Origin of the sequence: Dryocola clanedunensis subsp. sulfonylureivorans (genome assembly GCF_016756775.1) — a bacterium.
In the GTDB taxonomy this organism is placed as follows: domain Bacteria; phylum Pseudomonadota; class Gammaproteobacteria; order Enterobacterales; family Enterobacteriaceae; genus Dryocola; species Dryocola clanedunensis.
On record NZ_JAERMU010000002.1, the window covers coordinates 129,361 to 144,104 of the forward strand.

At 53.4% G+C, this 14,744-nt stretch carries 12 protein-coding genes and 1 riboswitch; of the genes, 5 read left to right on the top strand and 7 right to left on the bottom strand.

Going from position 1 to position 14,744, the window contains the following annotated elements; translation table 11 throughout:
• Position 1: 1 nt before the first annotated feature.
• The 5 genes from mraZ to leuO all read right to left on the bottom strand — a co-directional run bounded on the left by mraZ (position 2) and on the right by leuO (position 5,780).
• On the bottom strand, positions 2-460 hold the full coding sequence (mraZ, locus tag HYQ67_RS02440; RefSeq protein ID WP_202301219.1) for a division/cell wall cluster transcriptional repressor MraZ: 459 nt from the start codon (positions 458-460) through the stop codon (positions 2-4).
• A gap of 571 nt (positions 461-1,031) precedes the next feature.
• The gene (cra, locus tag HYQ67_RS02445; RefSeq protein ID WP_202301220.1) at positions 1,032-2,036 is read right to left on the bottom strand and encodes a catabolite repressor/activator; all 1,005 of its coding nucleotides are present in this window, start codon (positions 2,034-2,036) and stop codon (positions 1,032-1,034) included.
• 175 nt (positions 2,037-2,211) lie between these two features.
• Positions 2,212-2,703 carry an acetolactate synthase small subunit gene (gene ilvN / locus HYQ67_RS02450; RefSeq protein ID WP_202301221.1) on the bottom strand — a complete coding sequence of 164 codons (492 nt, stop codon included), beginning with the start codon at positions 2,701-2,703 and terminating at the stop codon, positions 2,212-2,214.
• Between the two features lies 1 nt (position 2,704).
• Positions 2,705-4,429, bottom strand: coding sequence for an acetolactate synthase 3 large subunit (gene ilvI, locus HYQ67_RS02455; RefSeq protein ID WP_202301222.1), 1,725 nt, complete (start codon positions 4,427-4,429; stop codon positions 2,705-2,707).
• Between the two features lie 406 nt (positions 4,430-4,835).
• Entirely contained in the window at positions 4,836-5,780 is a 945-nt protein-coding gene (gene leuO / locus HYQ67_RS02460) for a transcriptional regulator LeuO (protein WP_202301224.1), read from the bottom strand.
• Positions 5,781-6,615: 835 nt separating this feature from the next.
• Here leuO and leuA point away from each other — a divergent pair.
• Genes leuA through leuD form a run of 4 tightly spaced genes read left to right on the top strand, consistent with a single transcriptional unit; the run spans position 6,616 to position 11,297 of the window.
• Complete coding sequence (gene leuA, locus HYQ67_RS02470) at positions 6,616-8,184, top strand: 2-isopropylmalate synthase (protein WP_202301226.1); 1,569 nt, start codon at positions 6,616-6,618, stop codon at positions 8,182-8,184.
• 1 nt (position 8,185) lies between these two features.
• On the top strand, positions 8,186-9,277 hold the full coding sequence (gene leuB, locus HYQ67_RS02475) for a 3-isopropylmalate dehydrogenase (protein ID WP_202301228.1): 1,092 nt from the start codon (positions 8,186-8,188) through the stop codon (positions 9,275-9,277).
• A gap of 2 nt (positions 9,278-9,279) precedes the next feature.
• On the top strand, positions 9,280-10,680 hold the full coding sequence (leuC, locus tag HYQ67_RS02480; protein ID WP_202301230.1) for a 3-isopropylmalate dehydratase large subunit: 1,401 nt from the start codon (positions 9,280-9,282) through the stop codon (positions 10,678-10,680).
• A gap of 11 nt (positions 10,681-10,691) precedes the next feature.
• Entirely contained in the window at positions 10,692-11,297 is a 606-nt protein-coding gene (gene leuD / locus HYQ67_RS02485) for a 3-isopropylmalate dehydratase small subunit (RefSeq protein WP_202301231.1), read from the top strand.
• Between the two features lie 87 nt (positions 11,298-11,384).
• On the opposite strand, the gene HYQ67_RS02490 is transcribed toward leuD, so the two are convergent.
• Positions 11,385-12,563 carry a sugar efflux transporter gene (locus HYQ67_RS02490; protein WP_202301232.1) on the bottom strand — a complete coding sequence of 393 codons (1,179 nt, stop codon included), beginning with the start codon at positions 12,561-12,563 and terminating at the stop codon, positions 11,385-11,387.
• A 107-nt stretch (positions 12,564-12,670) separates the two neighbouring features.
• Positions 12,671-12,841: a glucose uptake inhibitor SgrT gene (gene sgrT, locus HYQ67_RS02495; protein WP_202301233.1), complete on the bottom strand. Its 171-nt coding sequence runs from the start codon at positions 12,839-12,841 to the stop codon at positions 12,671-12,673.
• 88 nt (positions 12,842-12,929) lie between these two features.
• Here sgrT and sgrR point away from each other — a divergent pair, with 88 nt between their 5' ends.
• Positions 12,930-14,588: an HTH-type transcriptional regulator SgrR gene (sgrR, locus tag HYQ67_RS02500; protein WP_202301234.1), complete on the top strand. Its 1,659-nt coding sequence runs from the start codon at positions 12,930-12,932 to the stop codon at positions 14,586-14,588.
• A 35-nt stretch (positions 14,589-14,623) separates the two neighbouring features.
• Positions 14,624-14,724: riboswitch (TPP riboswitch) on the top strand.
• The last annotated feature ends 20 nt before the right edge of the window (positions 14,725-14,744 follow it).

Here is a 14,744-nt window from a genome sequence, read left to right on the forward strand (position 1 = left end):
CTTATAGTGACAAGTCCTGCAGGCGGTCCGACAGCTCTGTCGTCGTAGCCTGCTCAGCGTCGATGTCTTCCTTAACTTGTAGATGCCAGGTCGCTTCATCCCACAGTTCAAACTTATTGAACTGCCCGACCAGCATGACTTCTTTGGTCAGCCCGGCGTGCTGGCGTAAAACAGGCGCCAACAGTAATCGCCCGGCACTATCCATCTGACATTCACTGGCATGCCCCAGTAACAGACGCTGAACGCGACGTTCTGCGGGGTTCATGCTCGACAAACGGGCTAGCTTTTGTTCAATAATTTCCCATTCGGGAAGGGTATAGAGCAGCAGGCAGGGGTGATGGATGTCGATGGTACAAACCATCTGACCTTCAGAGGTATCGATCAGCTTTTCCCGGTAACGGGTAGGTACGGCGAGCCGCCCCTTGCTGTCGAGATTGACTAATGTTGCCCCACGGAACATGCCAGCCTCACCCTAAATTGACCCTTTCCACCACTTTACCCCACAAATTCCCACATAAAGGAGTTTACGGAGCGGAGGAAAAGCTTGTCAAGCAAGCCTCGTCGCTGCGGGAAATAAATTTCCTCACCTAAGCGATTGAAAAATGGCTGGCGTGAAAAGCACTGCTTTAGCGAGGCGGAAATTAACGTTATGAATATTTGAAAGAAAAGAGACGAATAAACACGTTGTTCGTTAAATCGACTGAAAACCTGATAACAAAAACACAAAGTACTCAGTTTGCGACGCGGTCGGCATTTTAAGGTATTTCCCTGCAGGATAACAGCGTCAGATGCAGGCGGAACGCAGCCCAGGGGCGGGCTCACAGCGGTAAGAAGAATTATTGTTTATTTATCCGACACTTTTTATCCATTGGTATGTAACAAAATAATACAGAGGGGCTAGTTATTACTTTTTGGCATTACTTTCTTTACATAAATGCCGACAAAATTAATTACCTGAAATAATAAGGGAAATTACAGAAGAAAAGTCTTATTTAAAAAAGGCAGCGGAAACTGCCTTCAAATTATTGGCATCAGTGGCGGCTTAAACTTCCGCGGCGATACAGGTTACGCCGTATACGCGTCAGTCCTGCTTTCGGTTTACGAGGCTCGTCAAGGCTGGCAAGCACCAGCTCCAGCACACGTTCCGCAACATCGCGGTGGCGCTGGGCTACGGCCAGAACCGGGCATTGCAGGAAATCCAGCAGCTCGTGATCCCCGAAAGTCGCAATGGCCAGCTCCGAAGGTAAGCGCCCTTCGCGACGTAAGGTTACGTCCATCACGCCCTGCAACAAGGCGAAGGAAGTGGTGAATAACGCCTGCGGCATCGGATGCGTTTCCAGCCATTTTTCAAATAGCTGTGCTGCGGCTTCACGCTCATAACTATTGGCGTACAAGAAATTGACTTCGCGGGGGTCATCTTTCCACGCTGTTCGGAATCCCTGCTCACGCAAGTAGCTAACAGAAAGCTCAGGCAGCGCCCCCAGATAAAGGATGGTGTCAGCAGGAAATTTACGCAGCTCTTCGGCCAGCATCTCAGCATCGTCCTGATCGGCCCCAACAACGCTGGTAAAATGTTCACGATCCAGCGCGCGATCGAGCGCAATGATTGGGAAAGGGTCGTTTGCCCAACGTTGATAAAACGGGTGCTCCGGAGGCAGAGAAGTTGAAACGATTATCGCATCAACCTGCCGTTGGAGGAGGTGCTCAATGCAGCGCATCTCGTTATCTGGCTGATCCTCAGAACAGGCGATCAGCAGCTGGTAGCCGCGCTGACGCGCCTGACGCTCCAGATAATTAGCGATTCGGGTATAACTGGTGTTTTCCAGATCAGGTATAACGAGACCTATTGAGCGCGTGCGCCCCGCCCGCAAACCTGCCGCCACCGCATTGGGGTGGTAGTTATGTTCGCGTACAACCGCCATGACTTTCTCAACGGTCTTGTCACTGACACGATACTGCTTTGCTTTACCGTTGATGACGTAGCTCGCCGTGGTGCGAGATACTCCAGCCAGGCGCGCGATTTCATCCAATTTCACAGAAGCCCCTTAATCAATAAGTTTTCCAAAACCATACCCTGGTCATGGTTACAACATTGACATCTAAGCGCAGAATAATCACTCCAGCAACTGCTTTTGCGGCCAGTTGCTGAATGGATTACAAAAAAAAGCCCGGTAGCGGTTACCGGGCATGTGAATCGAGTCACATTCAGAGCTAGCGCATGATCTTATCGCCGCGGGAGACGCCGACGATCCCCGAACGCGCAACCTCAACAATTTTCGCGACTTCACGGATGGTATTGAGGAAAGCATCTAGCTTATCGCTGGTGCCGGCAAGCTGAACCGTATAAAGCGTTGGCGTCACATCAATGATTTGCCCACGGAAGATTTCCGCGCTGCGTTTCACCTCTTCACGCCCGTAGCCGCTGGCCTGGACTTTGACGAGCATAATTTCACGCTCGACATGTGCCCCCTGCCCCAGCTCGCTGACACGCAGGACATCGACCAGTTTGTGCAGTTGCTTTTCGATCTGCTCAAGCACTTTCTGATCGCCGACCGTCTGGATAGTCATGCGAGATAACGTTGGATCGTCGGTAGGCGCTACGGTGAGGCTCTCGATGTTATAGCCACGCTGGGAGAACAGGCCGATAACGCGCGACAGCGCCCCGGATTCGTTTTCCAGTAAGACAGACAGTATCCGGCGCATATCAGGTTCTCTCCGTTTTGCTTAGCCACATTTCATCCATTCCCCCGCCGCGAATCTGCATCGGGTAAACGTGCTCGGTTCCGTCCACCATGACATCCACAAACACCAGACGTTGGTTTTTAACGGCCTCGAGCGCCTCTGCCAGCTTGCTTTCCAGCTCATCAGGCTGAGTAATGCTGATACCCACATGCCCATAAGCTTCGGCGATGCGCACGAAATCAGGCAGCGATTCCATATAAGACTGCGAATGACGGCCTGAATAGATCATATCCTGCCATTGTTTGACCATCCCCAGGAAACGGTTGTTCAGATTCAAAACCAACACCGGAAGCCCATACTGCAACGCAGTCGACAGCTCCTGAATGTTCATCTGAATACTGCCATCACCGGTCACGCAAACGACGGTTTCGTCTGGCAGAGCCATCTTCACCCCCAGTGCCGCAGGCAGGCCGAAGCCCATCGTGCCGAGGCCACCAGAGTTAATCCAGCGGCGGGGTTCGTCAAAGGTGTAGTAGAGCGCGGCAAACATCTGGTGCTGGCCAACATCTGAGGTAACGTACGCCTCACCGTTGGTCAGCTTATAGATCGTTTCGATAACGGCCTGTGGCTTAATTTTCTCGCTCTCGCGGTCAAACTCCAGACACTGTTTTGCACGCCAGTTTTCAATATGCTGCCACCAGTCGCGGATCTCATCAGCGGATTGTGTTGTCTCTTCCTGAGCTAACAGTTCGAGCATCTGCTGCAGTACCTGACGGGCATCGCCGACGATAGGGATATCAGCCCCAACCGTTTTAGAAATCGACGTTGGGTCAATATCGATATGCAGCACGGTGGCATGCGGGCAGTATTTGGCCAGGTTATTGGTTGTGCGGTCGTCAAAACGCACCCCCACACCGAATATCACATCGGAATTGTGCATCACCATATTGGCTTCATAGGTGCCATGCATGCCTAACATGCCCATGGCCTGACGATGTGTGCCAGGAAATGCACCCAGCCCCATTAATGAGGAAACGACGGGAACGTTGAGCTTTTCCGCCAGCTCACGCAGCTCAGCATGGCAGGCAGAAGTAATGGCACCGCCGCCAACATACATGACGGGTTTTTTCGCCGTCAGCAACGTTTGCAAGGCTCGTTTGATCTGGCCTTTATGTCCCTGAGTCGTCGGATTATAGGAGCGCATGCTCACCGTATCGGGGTAGCTGTACGGGAACTTATTTGCCGGACTCATAATATCTTTAGGCAGATCAACAACTACCGGGCCAGGACGACCGCTTGCTGCCAGCCAGAACGCTTTCTTGATAACGGTGGGAATATCTTCTGCCTGCTTAACCAGGAAGCTGTGTTTTACCACCGGGCGAGAGATCCCCACCATGTCACATTCCTGGAAAGCGTCGTAACCAATAAGCGAGGTAGCAACCTGACCGGACAGGATGACTAAAGGAATGGAGTCCATATAAGCAGTGGCAATACCTGTTATTGCGTTTGTCGCACCAGGGCCTGAGGTGACCAGCACTACGCCGACTTCCCCTGTGGCACGGGCCAGGCCATCAGCCATATGCACGGCCGCTTGTTCGTGGCGAACCAGCACATGCTCAATTCCACCAATGGTGTGGAGCGCGTCGTAAATGTCGAGTACTGCGCCTCCGGGATAGCCGAATACATGTTTAACGCCCTGATCGATAAGCGATCGGACGACCATCTCGGCTCCTGACAACATCTCCATGGTTTGCCTCCAGGCTCACATTTTGACCGGGAGTAGAAATTATCTCCACCCGGTCGATAAGGCAGGTTCTTGGGCCTGCCTGATTTTTATTTCTTGGAATGGTACCTAACATAACCGTTGAAAATCAGGCACGCAATCACCCGGCAAAAGCCCGCCAGCTGCCACTTTTCACTTATTTGCTACAAAATACCGTGCCGGCAGCGTTTAGCCCTGAACAGAAAGGAATATGATGATTGATTATGTTATGAAATGGCCAAATAGCAGGAGATAACTCATTCTTACGCCTGGGAATGTTGATGCTCTGTCTGTTCACTCGTCATGACAGCATAAAATGCCAGACTACACTAAATAAAGAGAAAAACCGGATAGCCTCTCTAACCGGTTTCATTGATCTTTCCGCTGGCGGTTATTTTCCGCAAATAGATGTCAGCAATTCAGCCATCCACTGATGTCCCTTATCTCTGCCTGCGGCTTCATGCCATGACAGATAACAGGTTCGCGTATTTTCTTCGAGTGGCAGTGGGAATATTTTCAGATTCAGACTTTCAGAAAACTCCTCGGCTAACCAGCGAGGTGCAATAGCCACCAATTGCGTCTGGGAAACAACATTTAACACGCTAGTCATTGCCATACCCTGATATGAAATACAGGACTGGGTTTGTGGATTTTGATACCAGAGCGCGCTAAAAGAGGCAAAGCGCTCGAGGGAAACGACGGCATGCTGCTCGTTATAAACATCAGCTTCTGTTAATGGCGCTAACAATCGTGGATGTTTCTTACTTGCCACCAGCACCATCTCATCTTTAAATAACGGTACGCAGGTAAATTCTGGACGACGAAACTCATCGTAACTGATAACGAACTCCGTCTCCTGATAACGTAACTGGTGTTCAATATCTTTGTTTAAGCAAGACTTAAATAATAGCTGTATGTTTGGCGCGAAATTACGGACGTTATTAAAAATGACTGAGGTTAGCAGGCTGTCCAGCGGGCTGCTGACGCAGAGATGAAAAATCCTGTCGCTATCAGAAGGTTCAAACTCTGTACCTGGCAATTCATTCTGTACAAGCTGAAGTGCCTGCCGTATTGAGCCAAACAGCTGAAACGCACGGGCTGTGGGCTGAATACCGCGGCCATATCGAACGAACAGCTCATCATTAAACATGATTTTTAAGCGGGAGACTGCATTGCTGACCGCAGGTTGCGACATGCCAAGAAGCTGGGCGGCTTTGGTAATGTTTTGCACCTGCATGACTGCGTCAAATACTGTTAATAAATTTAGATCTACCGTGCGTAGCTGAGGTTTAGCATTGTCAACCGCCTGCGGTAAATCCAGGTTGTTATCTGACATAAATACTCCATTTGACAGGAAAGTTCCCTCTTTACAGACATAACTGTATGTAATTCCATTTTTAGCTTTCGGACAAATATGCTGACAGCAAAACCTGACATGTCTTGTCAGATTAATTAAAAAACAGAGGTGTTAATTAATCGAACGGCCATATCAGGAATTATAAGCACAACAAATATCTCACTTTGACCGGAGCAACTTGTGCATTCATCAACCTATCTTACGAATCTGAAGAATCTCACCATAAAAGAGGACGACACACAATAATTGATATGGTGAATAATATGTTAAGCACCAATAAAACGTCGCCGATAAGTCATCAACATGTTTGAGTGAAAGAGATTAAAAATCTTTCAAAAACGGTGCGAAATATATAAATATTTTATTAGTTCACGTAAATCAAAAGGATAGGTTATGGATAAAAGTGCGCTTTTTTACAAGCCTATATCATGAAATGTCATTATGTAACATTCTAAGCGCGTCGCGAACCACAGGCATCTTTACGATATTTTCAGATAATGTCCTTTTTTAGCATGATTCGCTTATTACGCGAGAGTGCAGCGCACTTGCAAATTCTTCAAGTTGCTTGTGAAAGGTTGACACCGCAAAGCAGATCAAGTACCAATGAATACAACACAAAATCAATTGAGGCTTGAAACATGATTCGCAGCATCCGCCTACTAGTTCTACTACTAAACGCATCTTACTTGCGCGGTAGACTGGTGGGCGACATCAAGCGTTGATTCAAGCCATCAGACTGAAAAAACCCGCGCCGCTGCGCGGGTTTTTTTATGCTCGCAGTAACGGCCCACAGGACAATAAAAAGGACCACAACATGAGCCAACAAGTCATTATTTTCGATACAACTTTGCGTGATGGTGAGCAAGCGCTGCAGGCAAGCCTGAGCGTAAAAGAAAAGCTGCAGATTGCGATGGCGCTGGAGCGTATGGGCGTGGATGTGATGGAAGTGGGCTTCCCGGTCTCCTCCCCTGGCGATTTCGAATCCGTGCAGACCATTGCCAGCAACATTAAAAACAGCCGCGTCTGCGGTCTGGCCCGCTGCGTTGAGAAAGACATTGATGTGGCAGCTGAATCCCTGAAAGTCGCCGAAGCCTTCCGAATTCACACTTTTATTGCCACCTCGCCAATGCACATCGCCACCAAGCTGCGCAGCACGCTGGACGAAGTGATTGAGCGCTCGATCTACATGATTAAGCGCGCTCGTAATTACACCGACGATGTTGAGTTCTCCTGCGAAGACGCGGGCCGTACCCCCATCGCCGATTTAGCTCGCGTCGTAGAGGCCGCCATTAAAGCAGGCGCTACCACCATTAACATCCCGGACACCGTCGGCTACACCATGCCGTTTGAGTTCGCCAACATCATCAGCGGCCTGTATGAGCGCGTGCCGAACATTGATAAAGCAATTATTTCCGTACACACCCATGATGACCTGGGGCTGGCCGTAGGCAACGCCATGGCAGCCGTCCATGCGGGTGCGCGTCAGGTTGAGGGCGCGATGAACGGCATCGGTGAACGTGCGGGGAACTGCTCGCTGGAAGAAGTGATCATGGCGATCAAGGTGCGCAAGGACATCATGAACCTGCACACCAATATCAATCACCATGAAATCTGGCGCACCAGCCAGATGGTCAGCCAGATCTGCAACATGCCGGTTCCGGCAAACAAAGCGATTGTCGGCACCGGCGCATTTGCCCACTCCTCCGGTATTCACCAGGACGGCGTGCTGAAAAACCGCGAAAACTACGAAATCATGACCCCGGAATCCATCGGTCTGAATCAGGTACAGCTGAACCTGACCTCCCGCTCCGGCCGCGCGGCGGTCAAACACCGCATGGACGAAATGGGCTACAAAGAAACCGACTACAACATGGACTCCCTGTACGACGCCTTCCTGAAGCTGGCCGACAAAAAGGGCCAGGTCTTCGATTACGATCTGGAAGCGCTGGCGTTCATCGGTAAACAGCAGGAAGAGCCAGAGCATTTCAGCCTGGAATACTTCAACGTGCAGTCCGGCTCGAGCGTCATCTCAACCGCTTCCGTGCAGCTGAACTGTGGTGAAGAGAAGCACTCCGAAGCCGCAACCGGCAACGGCCCGGTGGATGCCGTCTACCAGGCGATTAACCGCATCACCCACTACGACGTTGAACTGGTGAAATACCAGCTGTCGGCAAAAGGCCAGGGCAAAAACGCGCTGGGTCAGGTCGATATCGTAGTGACCTATAAAGGCCGCCGCTTCCACGGCGTGGGCCTGGCGACGGATATCGTTGAGTCCTCAGCAAAAGCGATGATCAACGTGCTGAACAACATCTGGCGCGCAGGCGAAGTCGAAAAAGAATTGCAACGCAAAGCCAATAATAAAGAAACTCAGGAAACCGTGTGACATGTCAAAATCTCATCATATAGCAGTCTTGCCGGGTGACGGCATCGGCCCGGAAGTTATGGCACAAGCGCTGAAAGTGCTGGAAGCCGTTCGTACGCGCTTTGATATGCGGGTAACCACCAGCTCTTATGACGTTGGCGGCATCGCCATCGACCGTCACGGCAACCCTTTGCCGCCGGTCACCGTTGAAGGCTGCGAGCAAGCGGATGCCATTCTTTTTGGCTCCGTTGGCGGACCGAAGTGGGAACATTTGCCACCGGCCCAGCAGCCAGAGCGCGGCGCACTGTTACCGCTGCGTAAGCACTTCAAACTGTTCAGCAACCTGCGCCCTGCGCGTCTCTACCAGGGGCTGGAAGAGTTCTGCCCGCTGCGTGCTGACATTGCCGCTAACGGCTTCGATATTCTGTGCGTCCGTGAGTTAACCGGCGGGATCTATTTCGGCCAGCCAAAGGGGCGCGAAGGCTCAGGTATGCATGAGAAGGCCTTTGATACCGAGGTGTACCACCGTTTCGAAATCGAGCGTATTGCCCGCATCGCCTTTGAGTCCGCCCGCAAACGCCGCAATAAAGTGACCTCCATTGATAAAGCAAACGTGCTGCAAACTTCCGTCATGTGGCGCGAAATCGTCAACGAAATCGCCAATGAATACCCGGACGTGGAGCTGTCGCATATGTATATCGACAACGCCACCATGCAGCTGATTAAAGACCCGTCGCAGTTCGACGTGCTGCTGTGCTCCAACCTGTTCGGCGACATTCTGTCTGATGAATGCGCGATGATCACCGGCTCGATGGGCATGCTGCCGTCCGCCAGCCTGAACGAACAAGGCTTCGGCCTCTATGAACCTGCGGGCGGCTCCGCGCCTGACATCGCAGGGAAAAATATCGCCAACCCTATTGCGCAGATCCTCTCCCTGGCTCTGTTACTGCGCTATAGCCTGGACGCTGAAGAAGCAGCACGGGCCATCGAAAACGCCGTTAACCTCGCCCTGGAAGAAGGCTTCCGCACCGGCGACTTAGCGCGCGATGGCAATGCCATCAGCACAGAAGAAATGGGCGATACCATTGCCCGCTTCGTAGCACAGGGGAAATAATCATGGCGAAGACGTTATATCAAAAGTTATACGATGCGCACGTCGTGTATGAAGCGGTAGATGAAACGCCGCTGCTGTACATTGACCGTCATCTGGTTCACGAAGTCACCTCGCCGCAGGCGTTTGACGGCCTGCGCGCCCATAAGCGTCCGGTGCGTCAGCCGGGTAAAACCTTCGCGACCATGGATCACAATGTTTCCACGCAGACCAAAGACATCAACGCCTCCGGCGAAATGGCCCGCATTCAGATGCAGGAGCTGATGAAAAACTGCAAAGAGTTCGGCGTGGAGCTGTATGACCTGAACCACCCTTATCAGGGTATTGTCCACGTGATGGGGCCGGAGCAGGGTATTACCCTGCCGGGCATGACCATCGTCTGCGGCGATTCCCACACCGCCACCCACGGCGCATTTGGCGCTCTGGCGTTTGGTATCGGCACCTCAGAAGTTGAGCACGTGCTGGCGACGCAAACCCTGAAGCAGGGCCGTGCCAAAACGATGAAGATTGAAGTCACCGGCAAAGCAGCACCGGGGATCACCGCCAAAGACATCGTACTGGCGATCATCGGTAAAACCGGCAGCGCTGGCGGTACAGGTCACGTGGTTGAGTTCTGCGGCAGCGCCATTCAGGCATTGTCGATGGAAGGCCGCATGACGCTGTGCAACATGGCAATCGAGATGGGTGCCAAAGCAGGTATTGTTGCACCGGATGAAACCACCTTTAACTATGTGAAAGGCCGTCTGCACGCACCGAAAGCGGCAGTATGGGACGATGCCGTCGCCTGGTGGAAAACCTTCACCACTGACGAAGGCGCGAAGTTCGATACCGTTGTCACCCTGGACGCCGCCGATATTGCGCCGCAGGTGACCTGGGGAACCAATCCAGGCCAGGTGATTTCCGTCAACGAAAACATCCCTAATCCAGACTCCTTCAGCGATCCGGTTGAGCGCGCCTCTGCCGAGAAAGCGCTGGCCTATATGGGCCTGAAGCCGGGCATCCCGCTGACCGAAGTGGCTATCGATAAAGTCTTTATCGGCTCCTGTACCAACTCGCGTATCGAAGATTTACGAGCCGCTGCAGAAATCGCTAAAGGCCGCAAGGTGGCACCAGGCGTGCAGGCGCTGGTCGTCCCTGGTTCCGGCCCGGTGAAAGCCCAGGCGGAAGAAGAAGGCCTGGATAAGATCTTTATCGAAGCCGGTTTTGAATGGCGTCTGCCGGGCTGCTCCATGTGTCTGGCGATGAACAACGACCGTCTGGAACCGGGCGAGCGCTGCGCCTCCACCAGCAACCGCAACTTTGAAGGCCGCCAGGGCCGCGGCGGTCGTACGCATCTGGTCAGCCCGGCGATGGCCGCTGCCGCTGCCGTATCCGGTCACTTTGCTGACATCCGCACGTTGAAATAAGGGAAAACACCATGGCAGAGAAATTTATTCAACATACCGGCCTGGTCGTTCCGCTGGATGCCGCAAACGTTGATACCGACGCAATTATCCCGAAGCAGTTTTTGCAGAAGGTCACCCGCACCGGCTTTGGCGCGCACCTGTTTAACGACTGGCGTTTCCTGGACGATGCAGGCCAGCAGCCGAACCCGGAGTTCGTGCTGAACTTCCCGGAGTTCAAAGGGGCTTCTATCCTGCTGGCGCGTGAAAACTTTGGCTGCGGCTCTTCTCGTGAACACGCGCCCTGGGCGCTGACCGACTACGGTTTTAAAGTGGTTATCGCACCAAGCTTCGCGGATATCTTCTACGGCAACTCGTTCAACAACCAGCTGCTGCCGATGACGCTGAGCGAAGAAGAAGTGGATGAGATGTTTAAACTGGTGGCGGCAAATCCGGGGATCAAGTTTGTTGTCGATCTTGAGGCGCAAACCGTCACGGCAGGTGAAAAAACGTACTCTTTCAGCATTGATACGTTTCGTCGCCACTGCATGTTAGAAGGGCTGGACAGCATCGGCCTGACGCTGCAGCACGAGGGCGCGATTTCTACCTACGAGCAGAAACAGCCTGAGTTTATGCGCTGATTCTTTCCCCTCACCCTAGCCCTCTCCCCAAAGGGGGCGAGGGAGGAAATCAGGTGACCTCTCCCTGCAAGGGAGAGGTCACAAAGTTTAAATATTCTTCACCCGGCTGGTCAGCACCAGCGCCACCACCGCAAGTCCCGCGATCAGCCAGTACACCGAATAATGTCCGTAGCTCTCTGTCAAAGCGCCCTGTAGCACCCCTGCCAGAATGACCCCTGTTGAGATACTGTTGGTGAACAATGTCGTGGCAGACCCAGGCCGACCCGGCATCAGATCCTGGAACCACAGCATACCAATTCCCGCCACGATACCGATAAACACCGCGTTGAAAAGCTGCAATACGATAAGCGCCGTGCGGCTGTGGAACATAATCAGCCCCAGATAAAACAGCACGCCAGCGGCGACGGCGATGACCATCATGCGGCGTTTACCAAACCGCTTCACATAGTAGCCAGCCAGGATCATCGCCGGGATCTCCAGCCCCGCCGCCGTCCCCATCAACAGGCCAGCCAGTGATTCAGGCAGGCCCAGATCGCTGCTCACCCACAGCGGCATGTCGATGATGTACATGGTGTTGCAGGTCCACATCAGCATCGAGGCGATAAAGAGCAGGCGGACGTTTTTATCTTTCCAGCCGCTGACCTCGGTCAAGGCTACATCGGCAGGCTGCTCGATGCGTGTCACGCTCGGCAGCGCAAAAAAGATAATCGCCAGCGAGATAACAAAGATCCCAGCCGCGATCAGGAACATAGTGGTGAAGCCGTAGTTCAGTGCGAGCATAAAAGAGAGCGGCGGGCCGATAACCCATGCCAGCGAGAGCTGGGCACGCATCACCGAGCTGAACATCACCACTTCACGCGCCGAGCTATCCGCGTATTCCCGCGCCAGAGCAAAAATCTGCGGCATGGCGGTATTGGCAATCGAGGCAAACATCACGCCGATGGTGATCAGCGTCAGGTAATGGCGGTTAAACGCGAACAGCACACAGTTGGCGACTGCCATTACGCAGCAGACCATGATCAGTTTACGCCTGTCTCCCCGACTATCGGAGCGCCTCGCCAACAGCAGGCTAACCAGAATCCCCGCGATGGCGTTAACGGTATAAAACAGCCCCACCCAGAATGGCCGGACCTCCACTTCCCGCGACAAAAACAGGCTCAGCGTCGGCGCCTGTAGCGCTCCCGCAATTCCCATCATAAAAGCGACAACCATGAAAGCGGCGTAGATCGGGTTAATGCGTCGGTCTTTGGTGAGAAACCAAATCATTGGAGGTCCTTGAGAAGTGCGCGCGTTAAGTGGCGAAATCATAAACTAAAAAAGCCAGCAGTTAACCTGCTGGCTGGTGAAAAGCACCAATACTCAGTCACACGATATTAGCGAGGAAGCGGGATATCGGTCGTCGGGGCTGTAACCTCCCACTGCATTAAGTCCTCAAGCATCCTCAGACGTTGCCCTGCCGTCAGGCGAGCCAGCCATCCAGCACCAACGCGCTGCGTTGCGGCAAAGTAACTTCGGTAAAACTCCACAGCTGATAACCGTTTCATATGCCCCTCCTCGCTTTCATCGTTGATGATTATTGACGTAATATAGGGAAAGTTAAATTGATGACTTTTTGCGTGGAGTTCCCCTTTTATGTCCTCTGCTCGTCTGCAACAACAGTTCATCCGCCTGTGGCAGTGCTGCGACGGTAAGCCGCAAGAGACTACGCTTAACGATCTTGCCGATATGCTCAGCTGTTCGCGCCGCCATATGCGTACTTTGCTGAGCGCGATGCAGGACAAAGGCTGGCTAAGCTGGAAGGCCGAGGCCGGGCGCGGAAAGCGTTCTCAGCTGGAATTTTTGTATACCGGGCTGGCGCTCCAGCAGCAGCGGGCGGAGGATCTTCTCGAGCAGGATCGCATCGATCAGCTGGTGCAGATCGTCGGCGATAAAGCCGCTGTTCGCCAGATGCTGATCTCCCACCTCGGGCGCAGCTTCCGCCAGGGCCGGCACATTCTGCGCGTGCTCTACTACCGCCCGCTGTTGAACCTGCTGCCAGGCTCGGCGCTGCGCCGCTCGGAGACGCATATCGCCCGGCAGATTTTCAGCGGCCTGACGCGTATAAATGAGGAAAACGGGGAACTGGAGGCGGATATCGCCCACCACTGGCAGCAGATCTCCCCTTTACACTGGCGCTTTTACCTCCGTCCCGGTATCCATTTCCACCACGGACGCGAGCTGGATATGCTGGATGTGATGGCATCGCTCCAGCGCATTAACGCCCTTCCCCTTTATGCGCACATCAGCGAAATCAGCTCGCCCACGGCATGGACGCTGGATATTCATCTCTCCCAGCCCGACCGCTGGCTCCCCTGGCTGCTGGGCAGCGTCAACGCCATGATCCTTCCCCGCGAATGGGCAACGTTGCCGAAGTTTGCCAGTCAGCCCGTCGGCACCGGCCCCTATGCCGTGGTGCGCAACAATAACAACCAGCTGAAAATACACGCCTACGACGACTATTTCGGCTTCCGCGCCCTGATTGATGAGGTGAATTTCTGGGTGCTGCCGGAAATAGGTGAAGACGTCAGCTGCGCCGTGCAGCTTCAGGGCATGCCGGACAGCGAGAAAGCCATCGAAAGCAGGCTCGAAGAGGGGTGCTACTACCTGCTGTTCGACAGCCGCTCATCCCGCTGTGGACACGAGGGCGTGCGTTCATGGCTGAGCCACGTGCTGGCCCCTATTCACCTGCTGTACGGCGCGGGGGAACAAAACCAGCAGTACTGGTTCCCGGCGTACGGCCTGCTGCCCCGCTGGCACCACATCCGCCCGCAGCCGATGCTTGATAAACCCGCTGGCCTTGAAACTATCACGCTGACCTATTACCGCGCCCACGTTGAGCACCGCATCATCAGCAACATCATGTGCAAACTGCTTGCGGCCCACGGCGTGCATCTTGAGGTGCAGGAGGTGGATTACGAAGAGTGGCACGCGGGAGACGTGGAGAGCGATATCTGGCTCAACAGCGCCAATTTTACCCTGCCGCTGGAGTTTTCGCTCTTCTCGCACCTGTATGAAGTGCCGCTGATTCAGAAATGCATCAGCATCGACTGGGAAACCGACACCCGTAAGTGGCACAGCGGCGAGCTGGCGCTGCCGGAGTGGTGTCAGCAGCGCGTTGAGAACAATGATATTTTACCGCTGATTCACCACTGGCTGCGCATAGAGGGTCAGCGCAGCATGCGCGGCGTGAAGATGAACACGCTCGGCTGGTTCGACTTTAAATCCGCCTGGTTTGCGCCGCCGGAGCCTTAACGCTTCCGAAACATTCAGGAAATACGTACAATCGCTGCTGCTCAACGGGGTGCTGGATGAAAAATTCTGGCTGAGATAATACCCGTCGAACCTGATCCGGATAACGCCGGCGAAGGGATTTGAGAGGTTTTGCTCAAAGTCCTTTGCCACCCCTAC